The 19,003-nt window shown below is 42.3% G+C and carries 19 protein-coding genes and 1 tRNA gene; 7 read left to right on the top strand and 13 right to left on the bottom strand.

Annotated elements, in window-relative coordinates:
* Positions 1 to 103: 103 nt before the first annotated feature.
* Positions 104 to 691: a hypothetical protein gene (locus tag VXQ92_RS08670; RefSeq protein WP_416681121.1), complete on the bottom strand. Its 588-nt coding sequence runs from the start codon at positions 689 to 691 to the stop codon at positions 104 to 106.
* Between the two features lie 15 nt (positions 692 to 706).
* Positions 707 to 1,483, bottom strand: a complete 777-nt coding sequence (locus VXQ92_RS08665) for a class I SAM-dependent methyltransferase (RefSeq protein ID WP_416681120.1) — start codon at positions 1,481 to 1,483, stop codon at positions 707 to 709.
* 113 nt (positions 1,484 to 1,596) lie between these two features.
* Here VXQ92_RS08665 and VXQ92_RS08660 point away from each other — a divergent pair, with 113 nt between their 5' ends.
* The 3 genes from VXQ92_RS08660 to VXQ92_RS08650 all read left to right on the top strand — a co-directional run bounded on the left by VXQ92_RS08660 (position 1,597) and on the right by VXQ92_RS08650 (position 4,234).
* Positions 1,597 to 2,868 carry a hypothetical protein gene (locus VXQ92_RS08660; protein WP_416681119.1) on the top strand — a complete coding sequence of 424 codons (1,272 nt, stop codon included), beginning with the start codon at positions 1,597 to 1,599 and terminating at the stop codon, positions 2,866 to 2,868.
* A 125-nt stretch (positions 2,869 to 2,993) separates the two neighbouring features.
* Complete coding sequence (locus VXQ92_RS08655; protein ID WP_081406315.1) at positions 2,994 to 3,191, top strand: hypothetical protein; 198 nt, start codon at positions 2,994 to 2,996, stop codon at positions 3,189 to 3,191.
* Positions 3,192 to 3,280: 89 nt separating this feature from the next.
* Positions 3,281 to 4,234 (top strand): 2-hydroxyacid dehydrogenase, encoded by a 954-nt coding sequence (locus VXQ92_RS08650; protein ID WP_416681118.1) that lies wholly within the window; start codon positions 3,281 to 3,283, stop codon positions 4,232 to 4,234.
* 24 nt (positions 4,235 to 4,258) lie between these two features.
* Here VXQ92_RS08650 and VXQ92_RS08645 read toward each other — a convergent pair whose 3' ends face one another.
* The 4 genes from VXQ92_RS08645 to VXQ92_RS08630 all read right to left on the bottom strand — a co-directional run bounded on the left by VXQ92_RS08645 (position 4,259) and on the right by VXQ92_RS08630 (position 6,967).
* Positions 4,259 to 4,777, bottom strand: coding sequence for a hypothetical protein (locus tag VXQ92_RS08645; RefSeq protein ID WP_416681117.1), 519 nt, complete (start codon positions 4,775 to 4,777; stop codon positions 4,259 to 4,261).
* Positions 4,778 to 4,876: 99 nt separating this feature from the next.
* A complete protein-coding gene (locus VXQ92_RS08640) occupies positions 4,877 to 5,347 on the bottom strand; it encodes a hypothetical protein (RefSeq protein ID WP_144724195.1) in 471 nt (156 codons plus the stop codon).
* Positions 5,348 to 5,586: 239 nt separating this feature from the next.
* Positions 5,587 to 5,976 (bottom strand): hypothetical protein, encoded by a 390-nt coding sequence (locus VXQ92_RS08635; RefSeq protein ID WP_064094915.1) that lies wholly within the window; start codon positions 5,974 to 5,976, stop codon positions 5,587 to 5,589.
* 448 nt (positions 5,977 to 6,424) lie between these two features.
* Positions 6,425 to 6,967, bottom strand: coding sequence for a DUF3060 domain-containing protein (locus tag VXQ92_RS08630; protein WP_416681116.1), 543 nt, complete (start codon positions 6,965 to 6,967; stop codon positions 6,425 to 6,427).
* 352 nt (positions 6,968 to 7,319) lie between these two features.
* On the opposite strand from VXQ92_RS08630, the gene VXQ92_RS08625 reads away from it, so the two are divergent.
* Entirely contained in the window at positions 7,320 to 7,622 is a 303-nt protein-coding gene (locus VXQ92_RS08625; protein ID WP_416681115.1) for a hypothetical protein, read from the top strand.
* A gap of 66 nt (positions 7,623 to 7,688) precedes the next feature.
* Here VXQ92_RS08625 and VXQ92_RS08620 read toward each other — a convergent pair whose 3' ends face one another.
* The 3 genes from VXQ92_RS08620 to glyQ form a co-directional block, all read right to left on the bottom strand.
* On the bottom strand, positions 7,689 to 8,762 hold the full coding sequence (locus VXQ92_RS08620; protein WP_416681114.1) for a hypothetical protein: 1,074 nt from the start codon (positions 8,760 to 8,762) through the stop codon (positions 7,689 to 7,691).
* Positions 8,763 to 8,830: 68 nt separating this feature from the next.
* Positions 8,831 to 10,900 carry a glycine--tRNA ligase subunit beta gene (gene glyS, locus VXQ92_RS08615; protein WP_416681113.1) on the bottom strand — a complete coding sequence of 690 codons (2,070 nt, stop codon included), beginning with the start codon at positions 10,898 to 10,900 and terminating at the stop codon, positions 8,831 to 8,833.
* Positions 10,900 to 11,883 carry a glycine--tRNA ligase subunit alpha gene (gene glyQ, locus VXQ92_RS08610; RefSeq protein ID WP_005095400.1) on the bottom strand — a complete coding sequence of 328 codons (984 nt, stop codon included), beginning with the start codon at positions 11,881 to 11,883 and terminating at the stop codon, positions 10,900 to 10,902. The genes glyS and glyQ overlap by 1 nt, the downstream gene beginning before the upstream one ends.
* 313 nt (positions 11,884 to 12,196) lie before the next feature.
* Between glyQ and VXQ92_RS08605 the strand changes: the two genes are divergently transcribed.
* A complete protein-coding gene (locus VXQ92_RS08605; RefSeq protein WP_416681112.1) occupies positions 12,197 to 13,003 on the top strand; it encodes a transglutaminase-like domain-containing protein in 807 nt (268 codons plus the stop codon).
* A 244-nt stretch (positions 13,004 to 13,247) separates the two neighbouring features.
* Complete coding sequence (locus tag VXQ92_RS08600; protein WP_416681111.1) at positions 13,248 to 14,357, top strand: HPP family protein; 1,110 nt, start codon at positions 13,248 to 13,250, stop codon at positions 14,355 to 14,357.
* A 638-nt stretch (positions 14,358 to 14,995) separates the two neighbouring features.
* Here VXQ92_RS08600 and VXQ92_RS08595 read toward each other — a convergent pair.
* From VXQ92_RS08595 to VXQ92_RS08585, 3 genes are all read right to left on the bottom strand, one after another.
* A complete protein-coding gene (locus VXQ92_RS08595; RefSeq protein WP_416681110.1) occupies positions 14,996 to 16,408 on the bottom strand; it encodes an SLC13 family permease in 1,413 nt (470 codons plus the stop codon).
* Positions 16,409 to 16,490: 82 nt separating this feature from the next.
* Positions 16,491 to 17,276, bottom strand: coding sequence for a sulfite exporter TauE/SafE family protein (locus tag VXQ92_RS08590; protein WP_416681109.1), 786 nt, complete (start codon positions 17,274 to 17,276; stop codon positions 16,491 to 16,493).
* A gap of 232 nt (positions 17,277 to 17,508) precedes the next feature.
* Positions 17,509 to 17,787, bottom strand: coding sequence for a PspC domain-containing protein (locus VXQ92_RS08585; protein WP_416681108.1), 279 nt, complete (start codon positions 17,785 to 17,787; stop codon positions 17,509 to 17,511).
* Between the two features lie 247 nt (positions 17,788 to 18,034).
* Here VXQ92_RS08585 and VXQ92_RS08580 point away from each other — a divergent pair, with 247 nt between their 5' ends.
* Entirely contained in the window at positions 18,035 to 18,730 is a 696-nt protein-coding gene (locus VXQ92_RS08580) for a hypothetical protein (RefSeq protein WP_416681107.1), read from the top strand.
* A 197-nt stretch (positions 18,731 to 18,927) separates the two neighbouring features.
* Here VXQ92_RS08580 and VXQ92_RS08575 read toward each other — a convergent pair.
* Positions 18,928 to 19,003 (bottom strand) — tRNA-Lys (locus VXQ92_RS08575).

Here is a 19,003-nt window from a genome sequence, read left to right as displayed (position 1 = left end):
CAATAGATCTGGCCTTGTTGACCCATGCTGTTTTAAAGCTAAGATTTCAGCTTAGATTATTTTTGTATTTTATCTAAGCTGTGTGACATTCTCGCATCCTGGACTATTCCTTCACTTGCCGGGAAGCTGGTTCTTTCTTGGCGAGGTCGGGGTATTGCAAACGCCAGTGTTCCAGCTGCTCTTGGGCATGCAGGTATTTCCCCAGTCCTTTGACGTTCTCACTGGCTTCATTTACAGTCGCTGCCTGAGTCGGCGGACTATTGAGCAACTGTTCCTGATGCTCCCAGTATTGATACATCAGCCCTTGAATATAACGGCCCTGTTCGGTTTTCAGCTCTAAGGCTTTTAGCATGTTCAGGGCAGACTGGACATGATCCCGCTGACGTTGCTGGACAAATTCTGCTGTCATATTTTCATCGTCGCGCATGCTGTTTAACTCTTTTTCCAGATCACTGCTCATTTCCTGAAAACGCTGTTCATAATCCATCAATGCGGCAATATCGTGCGGATCATCGGCAGTTTTGGGAAATTCTTTGAGCGGTTCAGTTTTCAGTTCCTGCATGACCTGATCTGAAGCCATGTTATCTGTTGGAGTTTCAGCTGGAGTTTCGGTCGTTTTCTGGTCACATGCCATCAGCAGCATGGCTGCGGCGAACAGTAGCGTTCGTGTTATTCCTGGTATTTTTTGCATGATCGCCTCCTGTTTTTAAGTACTTTTCTTGAACACGTAGATATGGGTGATATACGGAAAATCTATCATTTCTTCTGCGCGTTTGGCGGTATATTGCTGAATGATCTGTTCGAATCGTTGTTTTAACAGGGCCTGCTGCTGTACGGGCAGGGCTGCAATAAAGCTGGTCGAAAGCAGCCGTTTGGATACTACCTGTTCCACACAGCCATGCTGTTGCTGAGCCATTGTGGTTTCTGCATAGGGCTGAAATAGCGTTTGCTGTGTAAAGACCTGGCGCCAGGCGCCGCTATGATAGCGTGGCGTATCGCCTTCCAAGGGGGCAATACAATCGGCCAAGGCCTGAACCCAGTCGACCCGAGTATCGCGCTGATTCCAGATTAACACCAGATAACCCTGTGGTTTGAGTACCCGGGCGAGTTCTTGCAAGGTCGCAGTGTCGGCAAACCAGTGAAATGACTGTGCACAAAATACCGCATTCAGGCTATGATCGGGCAGGGGAAGCTGCTGGCTAGCACCTTCAATCGCATGAATGTCCGGATGGGCCAGTTTTAATTGAGCCAGCATTTCCGGGACAGGATCAATCGCGTTAATATGGGTACTCAGCGAGCGTAAATAGGGGATAAACTTGCCGGTGCCACAGCCCAAATCCAGAAGATGTGCATCTGCAGGCAAAGCCAGCGTTTCACTGAGCCACTGGCTGATTTCTGCCGGATAATCGGGACGCACTTGCTGATATAGCTCAGCCGACGCACTAAAACCCCGTTTTGCTGCCGGATGTAATGATTGTGTCATATTTTGCGCTTTTTAATCTTTTCGATCCCTATAAAATAGCATATTCACTTTTTTGACAGCGTTCATTGACTGAATTGTTGTGGAAGGGTTCGTTTTACCAGTACGGGAAAGTTATGGACAAGCAGATTGTTTTTGAAGATGAACATATACGCGCGATTTTTATGCCGGGATCTTCTTCAGAACTGATTTTTTCATTTGGCGATTTGATTACCCGTGCCAAGGGCCTCAACATCAATGCAGAAAAGTCACTGTCAAAATTTGAATTTAATGTCATTGGCATTATGCCCAAGCATAAATCCTGGTTTCCACAAGGTTCCATGTGGAACATGCTACAGGCAATTGCTGAACTGATCGCGCCGTTTCAGCAGCGTATTGCATATGGCGGCTCGATGGGTGGCTATGCCGCGATCAAATATTCCCGTGCCTTGGGCGTGCAACGGATGGTGGCGATGGTGCCACAATATTCGATTGATCCGGAAGATGTACACGATGCCCGCTACAACATGTTCTATCAACCAGAGCTGAATGCCGGAATGCGGATTGATGCTGAAGACATTGATCCGGCCTGTGAATATATTATTGTCTATGATCCTTACTGTGCCGAAGATCGGGCGCATTATCTGAAATTAGCAGCGTTGATCCCGCATCATCATGTGTTGCATTTGCCTTTTACCGGGCATGATGCCATCGCGGTTCTGGCCAGTTCCGAACTGCTGTATGACTTTTTGCTACATGAATATGAGCCCACTTATTTCTACCAGAAAATGCGCCGGGTCAAGAAAAACAGCAAGTTCTACTACCGCAAGGTAATCGAAAATGTCTTGCCACGACACCGCATGGCCTTGGGGCAGATCCTGAAAAATAATGATCTGCAACTGGATAACCAGTTTTTTGATGCCACACAGAAACAGGTGATTTTGCGGGAACTTTTGCGTAATAAACAGGTCGATCAGCATGACCTGCTCAAGCTCGGCATTCATGTGAATTTGCCGCAGGAAAATCGCCAGTTGCTGTTGGACCAGTATGGACATGGTCTGGTATTTAATGTCATCAGTCATAAAATTGAAAGTTATGCAGAAGGTGCAATTGCACTAAACCATAAATTCCTGCTTCCGATTTATGCCAAAGGTAACGGTTTACTGAGTATTAACCTGAATGATGAACGTTATCTTGTGGTGATGAACGACCGGCATATCATGAAACTGATCAAGGAACAGGATGAGCTCAGTCTGGGCATGCACCCGATTTTAATGAAGCGCTATAGCGATTTTTATATGTTTAGCTATAAGCAGCTGAATCTGAGTACCAATGAATATGGTGCTGCTGTTTTTATAGACGATAGTGACAAAAATACGCATTTTGTGACACACAGTGAGATAAATTAACTAAAAATTTATATAAAAAACAATTACTTGACATGTGATGGGCTTGGCATAATATAGAGATAAGCGGTATAAATAATAAATCAATAATACCGTTCCCGATGGTTAAAACGAAGAAGGGGATCTCTATGATGCGAGCAACTTGGATGATGCAAGTATGTTTTATCTTCGGTTTGGTTCTGCCCAATCTGGCATATGCAGAAAGTGTGCATCCTGCGGTGATTATGGTCAGTGCATCCGTCATTTTTATGATTATTCTATCCGTGTATGTGGTGTATCGAATCCGCAAGTCATTACGTAACCATATGGATAAACCGCTGGATTAATTGTTCCAGGCTGGAAACAGGTTGAAAAGACTCAATGACTTGTTTTAAATCACAAGAATAGATTGTCAAACAGGATTGAGGAAACAGCCGTGAAAGCCGTTTATTTAGATTATGCTTCTTTAGACCAGCAGGATTTGGACTTTCAGGAACTGCATGCAGCATTTGACCAGCTTGTCTTGTATCCTGCCACCTCGGCCAAAGAGGTGCAGTCTCGTGTAGCCGATGTGGAGGTCATCATAACCAATAAAGTCGTGATCGATGCAGCTACCATTCAACAATGCCCTGAGCTTAAACTCATTTTAATCTCTGCAACCGGTACCAACAATGTCGACCTTACGGCGACCAAAGCACGCGGGATCGTGGTATGTAACTGTCAGGCCTATGGCACTTCGGCAGTCGCGCAGCATACCATCATGCTGATGCTGAATCTGGCAACTTCATTCCTGTCTTACCAACGTGCGTTACAACAAGGCGAGTGGCAAAAAGCCAGCCAGTTCTGCTTGCTGGATGCGCCCATTGTCGAGCTAGCCGGAAAAACATTGGGCATTGTCGGTTATGGCGAACTGGGCCATGCGGTGGCGAAACTGGCCGAAGCCTTTGGCATGAAAGTGCTCATTGCCGCGCTGCCAAATCGTCCGGCGGATGCATCGCGTGTACCATTTGCCGAGCTGCTTGCTCAAGTCGATTTTTTAACTTTGCATTGTCCACTCACCGAAGATACCCGCCATTTAATCAGTTATGCTGAACTGGATGCAATGAAAAGCAGTGCATTTTTAATTAACTGTGCGCGTGGGGGTATCGTCGATGAAGCTGCTTTGGCTGAGGCTCTACGTGCAGGCAAGATTGCCGGTGCAGCGACAGATGTTCTAACGGTAGAACCACCAAAACAGGGCAATGTGCTACTTGATTCAACAATTCCCAACCTGATTGTGACGCCACATAATGCCTGGGGCAGTGTCGATGCAAGACAACGGATTGTGGATCAGATGGTGGAAAATGTAGCAGCATTTAAACAAGGTCAGCCGATCCGACAGGTCAATTGATTTCAAAATGCTGATCATGTTAGATCAGCATTTTTTTTGGTTTTCTAGCGTAATGTACTTGGACAACAGTGTAGAAAATTCGTCTTGTACGAGTTGGGAGTTGGGATTGAACACTACTTCCTGATAAATACGTTTGGACTCAGGTACTTCCTGATCAGGGAATTGACCATAAGAAGTTCGATAGTCAGTTTCCAACATGTGAATCAGGCGATTTTTTTGAAAATAAGCCGTTCGATAGCTATAAATAGTTTCTCCATAGATACCAATCGTTAACTTGCACATGCCCGTTAACTGATAGAGATCCGCTTTATTGCCTTCAGCAGATTTAAATTCATCTTCCTCGAGATATTCAATATGCTGAATCTTTTTGCCTTGCGCTTTATGCGTATATTGCGGTGCAGTAGACGGACTGTGAAAAGATGACAATTTATGAGGAATGGCAGCAAGAGTCGTGACGGTATCAGCGGAAACCAATAAGGTGATATACAGAATAGTTACGCCACAAACAATTCCAGCTAGAAAGCTGAATAGAAGTTTTTTCATTTTTATTATTTTCTAATTATTTTATTTAAGTTAAGTCTAAGGAAAGCTTCAAATATATTCAATGACATAAAAGAAAAAGCCCATTACGGGCTTTTTTTATCAATCAGTTATCGCATAACTGGTAGCTGAGCTGGACTGGGGTTGAGATTGCGTCGTGCCTGGAGTTTGTGTCGCACTCGACTGACTCAGAGGCTGCTGCACAATAGGTGCCTGCTGTGAATTGCCACGCCAGACTTCTTTGGTCTGCTGAATTTTCTGGCCGGTTTGCTGGGCTGCCTGAGTTGCACCCTGATCTACTTTTTGCAGTGTATCTGAGGTTGCAGACTTGGTATTGCTCCAGGCACGGTCTACCCCCGGCTTGATTTTGGCAATGCCTTTTTCCGTTGCTTCACCGACTTTCTCGGCAGTATTAATCACGCCTTCCTGTGCTTTATAGGCAAAGACATGCAGCAGGTTCGGATTTTCACCATAGGGTTTAACCGGTTTAGCAGACTGAGTCGTGGTTTGTGCGAATGCTGGAACAGAAAGCATTAAAGCTGTCGTTAAAATAATTGGGGTTTTGATATTCATTATGGATCGACCTCGAATTCGTCTAAGTGCGGTCTGAGTTTGTTTTTCAGTGTAACGGATAATTGGTCAAAAACAATGAATATCCTGTGGAGAGTGCAGGGCTTTCAGTTGGGGCTGTGCCAGAATATTGTAATTTTAAAGAAAATTCGGAAAGGATCTGGAGAAGGCTGGGGTCGTTTTTAACAGAATAAATCGCCCTATTTTTATATGAAAGTTATATTAAAAATAGGGCGGTCTTTTTAGTCACATTGTGTCAGGGCATCTTTGGCAAAATGCTCGCGTAAGCTGACAAAGTTCTTTTGTACGCCTGCATCGTGCAGGTTAAATTTTTGTGCGGTGCTGGTGCCATCGCGCTGGAAAGTCGCTGAGCCGGCATCGATTAGAGTCATGCCTTTAAATGACCATTGTTCAATAACACGGTTATTGCCAATATCGCCGGTGAATTCAATCACGCATTTATCGAGGAATTTGGTCAGTTTTGCCTTGTTGTTGGTCGTGTCTGGAACCACTTCAATATTTTGGACTTCCTGTAAGACACCGACCTGAAGCTGTGGGATTTTTGGCGCAGATGTACAAGCTGTAACTGCGATACTCGCAAGACCAGTCAGAATGAGTGTTTTAAATTTCATATGATTCTTTCTTGTTGAGTGGTGTTAGGTTGAGTATATGAAATATAAGGTGAAATGCCTATAGCCGTCCTTTGAAGAATGATAGAGACCAACGATAAATATATAAATTTTTTATTACTTATAATAAATATTTCTAGCTTGCTTAAATGGGAAATACTTGAAGAGTCAGGTAATTACTCTTTCAAGTCTGAAGAGGTGGGTGTAGTGCATAAACATTATTCTATATAAATACTAAATTGATGAACTATTAAAATATAGGGTAAGTATTTGCATAAGATATTAATATTTATATAAATATTTTGTGATGAATATTTGGGAGGGTTTTTTTAATGATAATATTATTCAAATGAAACTGGTTTATCTCGTATTCTCTTTCAGTCACGGAAGATTAGTCTTTCGGGCCTTATCATATACTTTTATATAGCTTTTAGACCCATAGACCCAGTTATTACTGAATGATCTGTTCCGCTTTATTGAAAACACCTGAATTGTGAAATTGGATTGGTTGTGTGGAGTCTACGCTTTGTTGATATTCAGCTCTTAACCCCAGCCCGGCAAGGTTAATTGAACCAAGTGTATTGATATCAATTTTGCTTAACATTCCTGCAACCTGGATTTTATTAACGGTATTGGCTTTCACACTATTTCTCATGCCCGCAACTGCCATAGAGTTGGTGTGATCTGTATGCAGTTTATTGCCGGTACCCGCCAACTGTACGGTTTTGGCCTGTTTCACATATACTGTATTTTTAGTGCCTGAAACTTGTAAGGATTGGGTATTGGCAATAATAAAGGTATTGTTTTTACCCACAATTTGCACGCTTTCGCACTGTCCGTCCAAGGTAATATTGCTATTTTCCTCACGAAATTTCATTTTGCTTTGCTTATCACAGTCAAATGTAGCCACGGTATTTTCGTTGGCTGGCGTCGTAGAGGTGTCATTACTAGATATCGTGATATCACAGGCTTGTAAACCTCCTACACACAACACTATATAGCCTGTTATTAAGATATTCTTTTTCAATTTTTTCTCAAGGATTTAATTGTTTATTATTTCTCCAATTTCTAGCATGATCCCAGAGTGAATTGCAAATATTATTTATTTTTCATTGGTTTATGAATGATTTAAATTTCATATGATTCTTTCTTGTTGAGTGTTGTTAGTTTGAGTATAGGGAATCATTTTAAAAAATAAAACTTAATTTCTTTTTTGAGTGGAAAGTGATTACCTTTTTACAGGTCCACTTCTTCTGACGAAATCAGCTTGTTTTTTGTTTTTTCTTGAAAAGTAGTAAAAATAATTACTAGGAATTAGAGTAGTTAAAATTGCATAGGCTTGGAGTATGCTGATTAAGCAGAGGTATGTGAAAAGAAAACTTCTTAATAAATTTTTATATGGTATTAAGAAATTTATATTCTTTAATATATACATCAGAATGCTAGAAAAAATGATTGAGATTAAAATTAAAGTTGTTAAAACTAAACTAAAATTTAACTTTTGGAAAATAGCATCAGTTTCAAAAACCATTTTTTCTTTTTTAACTAAGCTAGATAGATTTTCTGGGTATAGAATGGCAAGCCATATTCCAAGTATTGCAAAAATAATAGATGATGAGGTGAATAAAGATGTTAGAATTTCTTTTTGATCTGTAAAAGGAATAAATCTTCCGATTTGAAAGAATATTACTAACAAAAAGAAGATCATCAAATATTTAAATATCACTGCTATTCTCGAGTTTTAATATTGCATTTTTATTTCTATCTAACCAATAAATAAGACTTTCACTTTCTATAATATTTTTCTGATTTTTTAAAAGTGGTATTTCAAATTCATTTGTAGCAATACTTTTATTCAACCAATATATAGTACTAGCTTCTTTTTCGAGAGAAAATCCTAGATCATCCCACTTACTGTCTATCTCTGTTGAACTATTCCACTCATCAATTATATGATTTAATTCATTTAAACTTTTCGGCGTATAATTGGTTTCGAAAGAAAATTTTACGTTATGTTCATGAAAATTTGGTGTTTGAGTATCTATAAATTTTTTTGTTAGCCTAGATATAAAATTAGATTTTACAAATTCTTTGATGTTAATTTTATTATGCTGATGCATCTTTGCAATTTTGTTCCAATTTTGCTTTAAATGCTCAATCTTTCCTTTATTTCGAATTAACCTTGTTTCAAAGTGTCCAATCAGATTGTAGTGAGTTGTTTCGCCATCTGACCAGCCTGTTATAAAGTGTGTATCATCTCCCTCCAAGCTTATTTGTTGTTCACTAATAACATAATGACTTAATTTTGAAAAAAACTCTTTAAGATATTTTTCTAAATTACTTTTTCCATTGAGTGAGTGCTCAAAAGAAATTGATGCCATTCTCTTTTCTTTAGGCATGATATAAAAATAAGAAGGGTATCCAGGAATATCATCTGCATTAATACTAGTAAAATTGATATCTGCTTCGCCTACTTTAGAAGAGCCTGAAATTGTAGGGAAGGTATTATTAATGGAAGCAGTTTCATTCCAAGTTATAAGTAAAAAATTATCTAAATCAGATTTTCTTATGTCATAACAAAAAGTTCTTTTTACTTCTTTTTCATTTATAGGAGAGAAGGTGCATGTTTCTTTTAAAGGTTTATCATCTAAAGTTGTCCAAGTAATTAGATCATCAAGAAAATCTTCTAAACCACCAAATGTGGCAATATTACTTTTATCACCTCTAGGATATAAGCCACTTTTATTAATTTTGTATAGAGTGATTTGTGCTTGTATTTTATCTGTCATTGAAAGTGCGTAATAAAAAACCCGCTATCAAGATAGCGGGTTTTTTAGTCAATTACAATCTGTAACGATTAGTGCTGTAACACCGAAATATCAGCCACTTTCGTAAACAAGTCACGAAGCTGAGCAAGCATACGTAAACGGTTTGCTTTCAGCTCAGCATCATCAGCCATGACCATGACACCGTCAAAGAACGCATCCACTGGCGCACGAAGAGCAGCAAGTGCAGACAACGCAGCAGTGTAGTCTTTGGCAGCAAATAAAGGCTCGACCACAGGCGTGATTTTCGCAAGTTCAGCGAATAATGCTTTTTCAGCATCTTCAACCAGATTTGCTTCAACGACGCTTCCTTCAGGCTCAGCTTCTTTCGCTAAGATATTCGCAACACGCTTGTTGGCAGCAGCAAGCGCAGCCGCTTCAGGTAATGCACGGAAGTGATTGACTGCATTTACACGCTTGTCAAAATCAAGCGGTGATTTTGGAGACAAGGCTTGAACCGCTTGAATCACATCAACCGCAACGCCTTGGTCTTCGTATTTCGCACGGTAACGACCTTCAAGGAATGCAACAGCATCTGCCAAAGTCTTGTCGTGATCTTTCAATACATCGCCATAAGCAGCCAAAGCCAGCTTGATCAGATCTTCAATTGAAACATCAAGCTCGTTTTCAGTCACAAGACGTAAAATACCAATTGCAGAACGACGTAGTGCAAACGGGTCTTTAGAACCTGTCGGCGCTTGACCAATCCCGAAAATACCCGTCAATGTGTCTAAGCGGTCGGCAAGGGCAATGGTTGTACCTGTTTTGGTTTTCGGTAAAACGTCACCCGCGAATTTAGGCAGGTATTGCTCACCTAGAGATTCAGCGACTTCATCATTTTCGCCTTCAAGACGCGCATAGTAAGTGCCCGCGATCCCTTGAAGTTCTGGGAATTCACCCACAAGCTCAGAAGTTAAATCGCATTTTGCAAGAAGGGCAGCTTTCTCTGCATCAGCAGGGTTTGCACCTGTAATTGGCGCAAGTGCAACAGCCAATTTCGCAATACGTGTCGATTTGTCCCAAAGCGTACCGAGTTCTGCCTGGAACACCATGTTCGCCAGTTTCTCTTTACGCGATGCAAGCGGTTGCTTTTGATCTTGCAAGAAGAAGAATTCAGCATCAGACAAACGTGGACGAACCACTTTCTCGTTACCTTCAATGATTTGAGTCGGATCTTTAGACTCAATGTTTGAAACGGTAATGAAGTAAGGCTGTAATTTGTTTTCAGCATTTACCAAACAGAAGTACTTTTGGTTGTCCTGCATGGTGGTGATCAATGCTTCTTGAGGAACTGCAAGGAAGCGTTCTTCGAAACTTGCACGAAGTGCAACAGGCCATTCAACCAGTGCCGTTACTTCGTCACGCAGATCCGCAGGTACAATCGCAGTGGCATTGACTTCATCAGCCAAAGCTTTCACTTGCTGGTCGATGATCGCTTGACGCTCTTCAAATGAAGCTACAACGTGCGCTGCTTTAAGCTTGCTTAAGTATTCGTCAGCATGCGTTAAAGTGATCGCTTCAGGTGCATGGAAACGATGACCGAAAGTCACGTTAGCTGCTTTGTGATCTTGAATGGTTGCATCAACAATGTCGTTGTCTTTAAGCAATACCACCCATTTCACAGGACGTACAAATTCAGTACGGCTCGCCGCAGAACGCATGCGTTTTGCAATTGGCAGGTTGTCCAAGGCATTTTGTAAAATTTGTGGTAAAAGTGCATCAAGGCTTTGGCCTTTGACATCTTTTAGGTAGCACACTTTTTCAACTTTACCGGCTTGGAAAGTCGATACTTGATCAACCGTGATGCCTTGACCACGCATAAAGCCTTCAAGCGCTTTGGTTGGGTTGCCTTCCGCATCAAAGGCTGCTTGCTTTGCAGGGCCGTCGAAACGTTTTTGCGTGTCAGCTTGCGCGCCATCAACATTGGTAATTTTTAATGCTAAACGACGTGGTGCTGCATAGGCTTCGATAGAATCAAAAGCAAGACCAGCATCTTTTAAGCCTTTTACGGTTTCTGCTTGCAATGCATCACGTAATTTTTTAAGGCTTTTCGGTGGAAGTTCTTCACAGCCTAATTCGAACAAAACGGTATGTTTAGACATTATTTGCTCTCCTTAGATTCAACTTTTGCTTCCGCTTCAACTTGTGCTTTTAACTGCGCTAAAACTTCATCACGAAGCTCAGGTTCAGCCATCGGGAAGCCCAATTTCGCACGCGCTGCTACATAGCTATTTGCAATGGCACGTGCCAAAGTACGCACACGTAAAATATAACGCTGACGTTCAGTCACCGAAATCGCGCCACGCGCATCTAATAAGTTAAAGCAGTGTGATGCTTTAATCACTTGCTCATAAGCAGGCAATGGCAGTTCAGCTTCGATTAAACGTGTTGCTTCAGCTTCGTAGAAATCGAACAACTCAAACATTTTTTCAACGTTTGCATATTCAAAGTTATAAGTTGACTGCTCAACTTCATTTTGATGGAACACATCGCCATAGGTCACAGTACCGAACTGACCTTTGGTCCAAACTAAATCGTAAACCGAGTCTACACCTTGCAAGTACATGGCAAGACGCTCAAGACCGTAGGTAATTTCGCCTGTTACCGGGTAGCATTCAACACCACCCACTTGCTGGAAATACGTGAACTGCGTCACTTCCATGCCGTTGAGCCAAACTTCCCAGCCTAGACCCCAAGCGCCGAGGGTTGGCGATTCCCAGTTGTCTTCGACAAAACGAATGTCGTGTACCAGTGGATCGATTCCAATCGCTTTAAGCGAGTCAAGGTAGAGCTGTTGGATGTTGTCCGGGTTTGGCTTCAGTACCACCTGGAATTGGTAATAATGTTGCAGACGGTTTGGGTTTTCGCCATAACGGCCATCTTTCGGACGACGTGACGGCTGAACGTAGGCTGCGTTCCAGGTTTCAGGCCCTAAAGCACGAAGGAAAGTCGCTGTATGGAATGTTCCTGCGCCCATTTCCATGTCGTAAGGCTGTAAAATTACACAGCCTTGCTCCGCCCAGTAAGTTTGTAAGGCAAGAATTAAGCCTTGGAAGGTATCAATATGCGATATGGCGCGACTCATGGTCATCCACTTAAAATTAGAGAAAAATTGTGCTCAATTATAAGGACTTTGCAGGGGAGTGGCAAAGGGTTAATGTGTGGAACCTTTTTTGAAAAAATCCAGAATACCTTTAAACAAGAAGAGTCATCTATGCATCTGTCGTGATTTCAGCTTTACTGGCCGATTGAGGCTAACTTAAAAATCAAGAATAAATCAGATATATGGCATCCGATTAACCGGAGCATTATAAAGCTCAACTGATCTTATACGATTAGCATCCTAAAATTAGTTTAATATTCACACAATATAATAATGCTTAAAAATAAGGAAATTCATGACCACTTATCAAATTCAATGTCATTTAAAATATAAGGTTGTCCAGACCACAGAATTTGTTTTTCTGATTCAGGCGGCACATCATTCCGATCAAACTATTCTTGAACAACAACTGACATTTAATATGCCTGTCGTATGGCGTGAATTCCAGGATTTAAATCATCAAAATCGTTATATACGTCTGCATGTCCAACCTTGTGATGTCTTTGAAGTGCATTATAACGCGACAGTTGAACGTCATCCGGTGATCAATGCAGATGCGCAGCATAATCTGAATGAAGTGCTGATTCCGGATTTGCCTGATGCGGTGCTGCCTTATTTGCTGGCCAGCCGTTACTGTAATTCGGATTTATTTGCAGAAATGGCCAATCGGTCCTTTGGCTGGATGACGCCGGGTTATGCGCGGGTCAAAGCGATTGAACAATGGATTTATAACAATATATTTTATGTTTCTGGCAGCACGGATCAGTTTAGTACTGCAACAGATGTGCTCATCCATCGGGCGGGCGTCTGTCGTGACTTTGCTCATTTAGGTATTGCGCTGTGTCGTGCTTTAGGCATTCCAGCACGCATGGTGGTCGGTTATGTCGAAATCGAAAAGTTTTTACCCGATTTTCACGCCATTTTTGAAGCTTATTTAGAGGGTGGGTGGGTACTGTTTGATCCGACCCGTCTGGCTCCGGTTGAAAATCTCATTCGGATTGGCACTGGCGTCGATGCCGGTGATGTCGCATTTTCAACCTATTATGGTCAGGTCGAGCTGCTAAAAATCCAGCCACTGATTCAACCTGAAATCAGCCATTAAGCTGCTTTAAAAAGATTTGAACAGCTATTTAAGCAGAAGGTTAGCAAGGATTTTTCCATGCAAATGACTACCGGTGATGAAGTGATCATTCTATAAAAAGCCGAATGAATGTTTTAACCTGAGTGAAATATTTTTTTAAAAAACATGTATTCGCGAATGGTGAAAAGATGTAAAACAGCGATGCCTTTCATCTGGCTTGGTTCTATAATGCGCAAAATCTGCAAACCATAAGATCAGGCGCACTGTGTTTCATTCCCATCTCGACTGGCTCAATACCCTAAAACCAAATTTCAAAGTCCTTCCGCTCAAAGACCGCCTGCTCTGCGGAATAGGGGCATTGCTAGGTCTGGTGGTTTCCTCCCTGCTGAGTTTATGGATTCTGGGGGATTTTGAAGCCTGGTACATTGCCCCGATGGGTGCCTCTTCGGTATTGCTGTTTGCGGTACCGGCCAGTCCTCTGGCACAGCCCTGGAACATTCTGGTCGGCAATACCATTGCTGCCGTCATTGGGGTGAGCTGTGCCTTGCTCATTGCCAATCCGACCGAAGCCTTTAGTCTGGCTGTCGCTGCCGCAATTGTCCTGATGATGACCACAGATTCCTTGCATCCCCCGAGTGGTGCGGTCGCGATTACTGCGGTCTTGGGCGGAAATGCGGTACATGATCTGGGCTATGCCTTTGTGTTTTATCCGGTGCTCTTAAATTCACTGCTGCTGATGATCATCGCCATTGTATTTAACCGCATGATTGGCAAGAGCTATCCGCAGCAGGCGCAACTGAATACCCGTTCCAAGGACCCGACGCCGACCCAGAAAGTTACCATTCAGCCGCAGGATATTCAGGACGTGCTGGACCAGCATACCGAGCTGCTGGACATCAGTGAATATGACCTGCAAAAAATCATTCTGGAGGCACAAAACCGTGCCAATGCGCGTGCGGTGCATGAATTTAGCTGCCAGGATATTATGACGAAGGATGTGGCAACCCTGCATGAAAATGATGATATCCAGCATGCACTGGACAAGTTCAAGCAGATGAACCTGATGAGCCTGCCCGTCGTTAATGCAGATGAACAACTGGTCGGTACGCTGGCAATGTATCAGGTGGTGGAATGGTTCAAGCGTGCTACCGATGTGCGCAGCAGCTGGGAGCATCAGGTCAAACATATCATGACCCGTAAGGTGATCACGGTACAGCCCTTACAGCCCATTCAGGATCTGGTGCCATATTTTGTCGAGCGTTCCTTCAACTATATTCCGGTGGTAAGCAAGCAGCAATTGGTGGGAATTATCAGCCGGGCAGACATGATTGCTGCACTCAACCAGGAGCTGAATCATTTTAAAATGAAAGCTTAAAACCGGATTAAAATGGAATATAAGCGACCATGCCTGATCAGATCTGGTCGGCTTGCCCGCTGAGAAAACTGTAAAACAGTATCATTGGTAGAAAGAAATTCAGTAAAAACAAAAAAATGGGCATTAAAAGCTTTGAGTGGATGATGCGAGAGATAAGCTAGAATCAGGGTTTTCAATGCTGCTCATTAAAATCGAGAGGATATTAAACAGCTGATAACGACGTAGCAGCAGGTGAGCCACTCATAGAAAAGGAAAGATCATCGTCCAATATGTCAGGCAGACAAAAAGCTAATCAAAAGCGCTGAAAACAGGCTTCTGAAAATGGAGAAAATCCCATAACTGACTTCATGAAATAGCGCATAAGAAAATAAAATTAGGGTCATGATCAAAGGTGCAAGCACGAGATTGAGTGTCATTTTCCAGAGAGAGTTTCGGATCGGTTGAGAGATTAAGTGAAATATCCTGTCCAATATCTGTTTGCCACTTTTTGATATTTTTAATGTAATGACTTTATCTTTATCATTGTTAAAAGCATATTATTTTTCGATGAGAGAAAGATTCAACATATAGGCGAATAATACGACAAAGCACACCAGAGTGTGCTTTGTAGAGGGTGTGATGCTTAAGAGCTGTAATGATTAAATAAAGAACCAGTAAATAAACAGTGAAATAATAAAGATACACATAATATTCAGCACAAAACCAACTTTCATCATTTCGCTTTGCTGGATATAACCGGTTCCAAAAACAATCGCATTTGGCGGGGTCGCTACCGGCAGCATAAAGGCACATGAGGCACCAATGCCAATGACAATCACCAGAATTTCTTTGGGCATTCCCATCTGATCCGCAATTGCGGCAAATACTGGTACCAGCAGGGCAGCTGAAGCGGTATTACTGGTAAATTCAGTCAGGAAGATAATAAATGTAGCAACTACAAAAATAATTATCAGTGGGGAGGCATCACCAAAGGCATTGGCCAGCGTTTGACCCAGTACCAGCGAACTGCCTGAATCCTTCAGAATGGCACTCAAGGTCAGACCACCACCGAACAGGTACAAGACCCCCCAGTCGGTATTTTCTGCAATCTGTTTCCAGCTTGCGGTACCCAGAATCACCACCATACAGGCAGCCAAAATTGCAATCCAGGTATCCGGCTGGGAAATACCAAAAATTTCAGTGAATTTTTTACTGAAAATCCAGGCAATTGCAGTACAAAGAAAGAGGATCATGGTGACTATACGGGTACCGGTCCAGGGAATATTTTCAGTTACAAATTGTACTTTGTAATTCAGTTTTGGACGTAGTACCAGATATAAACTGACCAGCATGGCGGGAAGAATAATGAACATCATCGGCAAGCCGATTTTCATCCAGTCGGCAAAATCATAGCCGAGGGCCTTGGCAGCAATGGCATTCGGAGGTGAACCGACCATGGTGCCCAGTCCGCCAATACTGGCCGAATAGGCAATGCCGAGCAGGATAAAGACAAAAGTTTTACGATCCTTGCTGACATCCAGATGTGAAAGCAAGCCTAGGGCCAAAGGCAGCATCATAGCAGCAGTCGCCGTATTGGAAATCCACATGGACAGCAGCGCCGTCACCACAAAAATCGCCAGTACAGAAATGCCCAGATGCCCTCTGGACAGGGAGATGATCCACATGGCAATTTTCCGGTCCAGTTTCTGGATATGCAACGCTGTGGCCAAAGCAAAACCACCAAAAAACAGGAAAATGACAGGATCGGCAAAAGTAGCCAAAGCGGCTTGCGTGGTAATCGGAACCAGTTCTTCACCAGAGGCCATTGGCATGGCCAGCAATACTGCCATCACGGGGATGAGTAAAGCTGTAATCGTGATATGAATGGCTTCAGTCAACCATAAGATACCGATAAAGGCTAAAAGTGCCAGTCCTTTATTGGCATTCTGGTCATAGGGCAGGTAAAGATATAAGCCATAGGCCACAATGGCTGCGACAAGAATAAGAATCCAGCCTTTAAGCAGCCCTTTAGGCATGGCATTGGTCGGGGTAGCTAGGTTGGTCTGAGTCATATGCTCTCCTTGCAAGGTTTTTATTTACATCATTTTTTATATTAACTTTGAATTTGTAATTTTGTTTTGCTTAAAAAGCATCCTATTTAAAGATACTATAACCAGATTGTTGCAATAATCCAGTACTTTGCCATAGGGCATACAGGCCCAAGCCAAAAAGTAAAGCCAGGACAACCCATTTGAAGTGCTGCTGAGACAAACGATGGCGTATTTTGCCTCCGATCCAGACACCAGCAAGGGCGAATAGGCTGATCCCGATCAGAATATGCTGTTGATGGGTTTCCAGTGTGATCAGAATTGGAAACAGTAAAACCAGCTGGATCAGTTTACCGGCAATGAAATTGAGATTGCTGATAATGACAATATCTGTTTTAGACAGCTGGCAACTCATCAGATACATCATCAGAAAAGGTGCCATGGCATTGGTCGCACCTCCAATGATGCCGGCCAGTAAACCAAAACAGAGCATGCTGGAAATATGTGGACTAACTTGCAATGGCCGTGTCCGTAACTGGTCCAAGACATAAAATACAATCACCAGACCCAATAACAGTTTTAAATAAGCCTCATTTAGCCAAAGTAACAGCTTGACCCCGAGTACACTGCCGATCAGGCTACTGAGTATCAATGGCCAATAGCGTTTTATATAATAGCCAATGCTATTCAACATGCTATGCACAGGATCGGCATTCAGCATGATCAGATTCAGCAGCAGGCAGGGCAGAATGACAAGAGTAACCGCGATGCTAAGCGGATATGCACTGGACAGAACAGCCGTACTCATCATGGGAAAGCCAAAGCCGCTTAAACCATGGAGCAGGGCTGCTACGGCACAGAGCCAGAGCATCATCCATTCTGCCTGAGTCATGTGAAATCCATTTCAAAAATTAGAATATTGAACTTATCGTGAATTTAACTGAGAAAGAAAGTGAAAAGCTGTAATACAGCTAAGAAATAACAAAAAATATAGGCAAAAAAAAGCCACAATAACTTGGGGAAATTACCGTGGCATCAAAATTTCATCCCATTTAACTGGGGTGAAAGGAGGAAGCTCTTCGATGAAACCTGTCAAGAACGCTAGTTAAACCTTGCTATACACCTTAATAATCGCGTTTATCCTGATTAACGGTGCGTACAGGATTTTGATAGCCTTGGGGCTGATAAGCGCCATCATGTTCAATACTGTACGGTTGTTTTGGCATGATTAACCAAAGTATCAGATAAACCAGAATACCCGGAAAAGCGGCACTCATCACTGAAACTAGCACAAAGATAAGACGTAATAAATTTGCGTTCCAACCAAAACGTTCAGCAATACCGCCCATCACACCTGCAATCATGTTTGAGCGGTTAGAGCGATATAAACCAACATTGGCCATTAAAATCTCCTGATAAAATAGGTTTGAATCCAGAAAATAGATCCATATTATTAAAAGAAATGGCGTTAGATCGAACTTTTTAAAGTGCTGATTACAAATAAAATCGTTAAGTAATGTTAAGAAAGATTAAAACCCGGTCTAAGAGTCACTAACATATAGAAAATTCTATTGAACTCTTATGTAAAGTTCATCAGCTTTGCTGTGTGTTTTTTACTCGCCATGTTTTAGGTCTGGGTCGGTTAAAAAAATGAAAGTAGATATATCACGTTTTACATCAAGCAATTTTCTTAAATGTAGCCTGATACTGGGGAGCGTGGTGATTTTTCAGGCCTGTGACCAGCATCAAGTCAAGCCTGAACAGGAAGATCAGCAAGAGGCTGTAGAAGAAGAAGGGGTCAAGGTTTCTGCTGCCAATACGACCGCAGGTGTAGTCGCAGTCAGTGCCAAATCCTTAACTCAGGCTGTAGGGCTGGCTGCTGTTCCAGTTGAGGCGGATCTAAATCCGACCACTGTTCCCGATTATGCCAAAACATTTATTGGTCGCTATCATACCGAAATTGACTGTGATGGGCGTTTCGCACCTTGTACAGAAGGTAAGGCAGAATATATTTTGGCTTTACTGCCGGATGGTACGGTACACCGTAGTATTTTTCAGTATGGTAAAGTTTTTATTGATAATACGAGAAGCAGCACAGCTCATAATACCACCTATCGTAAGGATCGCTGGTCGATCAACCCGGAACGTACTGAATTGGTCATAAACCGTAAAGAAGGGGCGAGTTTTTATTATACGATTAAGGATTCGAACCATCTGGTTATGAATCTGGAAAAAATTTACAGTGAGAAGGAAAAAACCAACCGCGAATTATTTGAGCGAGGTTATCCGGCACCTTCGAAAGCCTATGAACTGGTCAAAGATACTTCCTTTCATGTCGAACCATAATGTCAGATAAAGTTGGTCGATCCAGTCTAAGACGTGGTTCAAAGAAGATTTAAATTAATACAATAAATATGAGCTGTTGGACACGTGAGTTTAAAATCTGGATGCAGAAATACACGAGCAGAAATACACGAGTAGAAATCGTATTTAATAATTGAAATATAAAGAAGTAAATCTGAGAGGGCATTCTTGGAAAAGAATGGTGGGCCGTCCGCGACTCGAACGCGGGACCAATGGATTAAAAGTCCACTGCTCTACCAACTGAGCTAACGGCCC

The organism is Acinetobacter sp. 228, from assembly GCF_048147885.1.
This window is presented reverse-complemented; position numbering and strand designations above follow the sequence as displayed.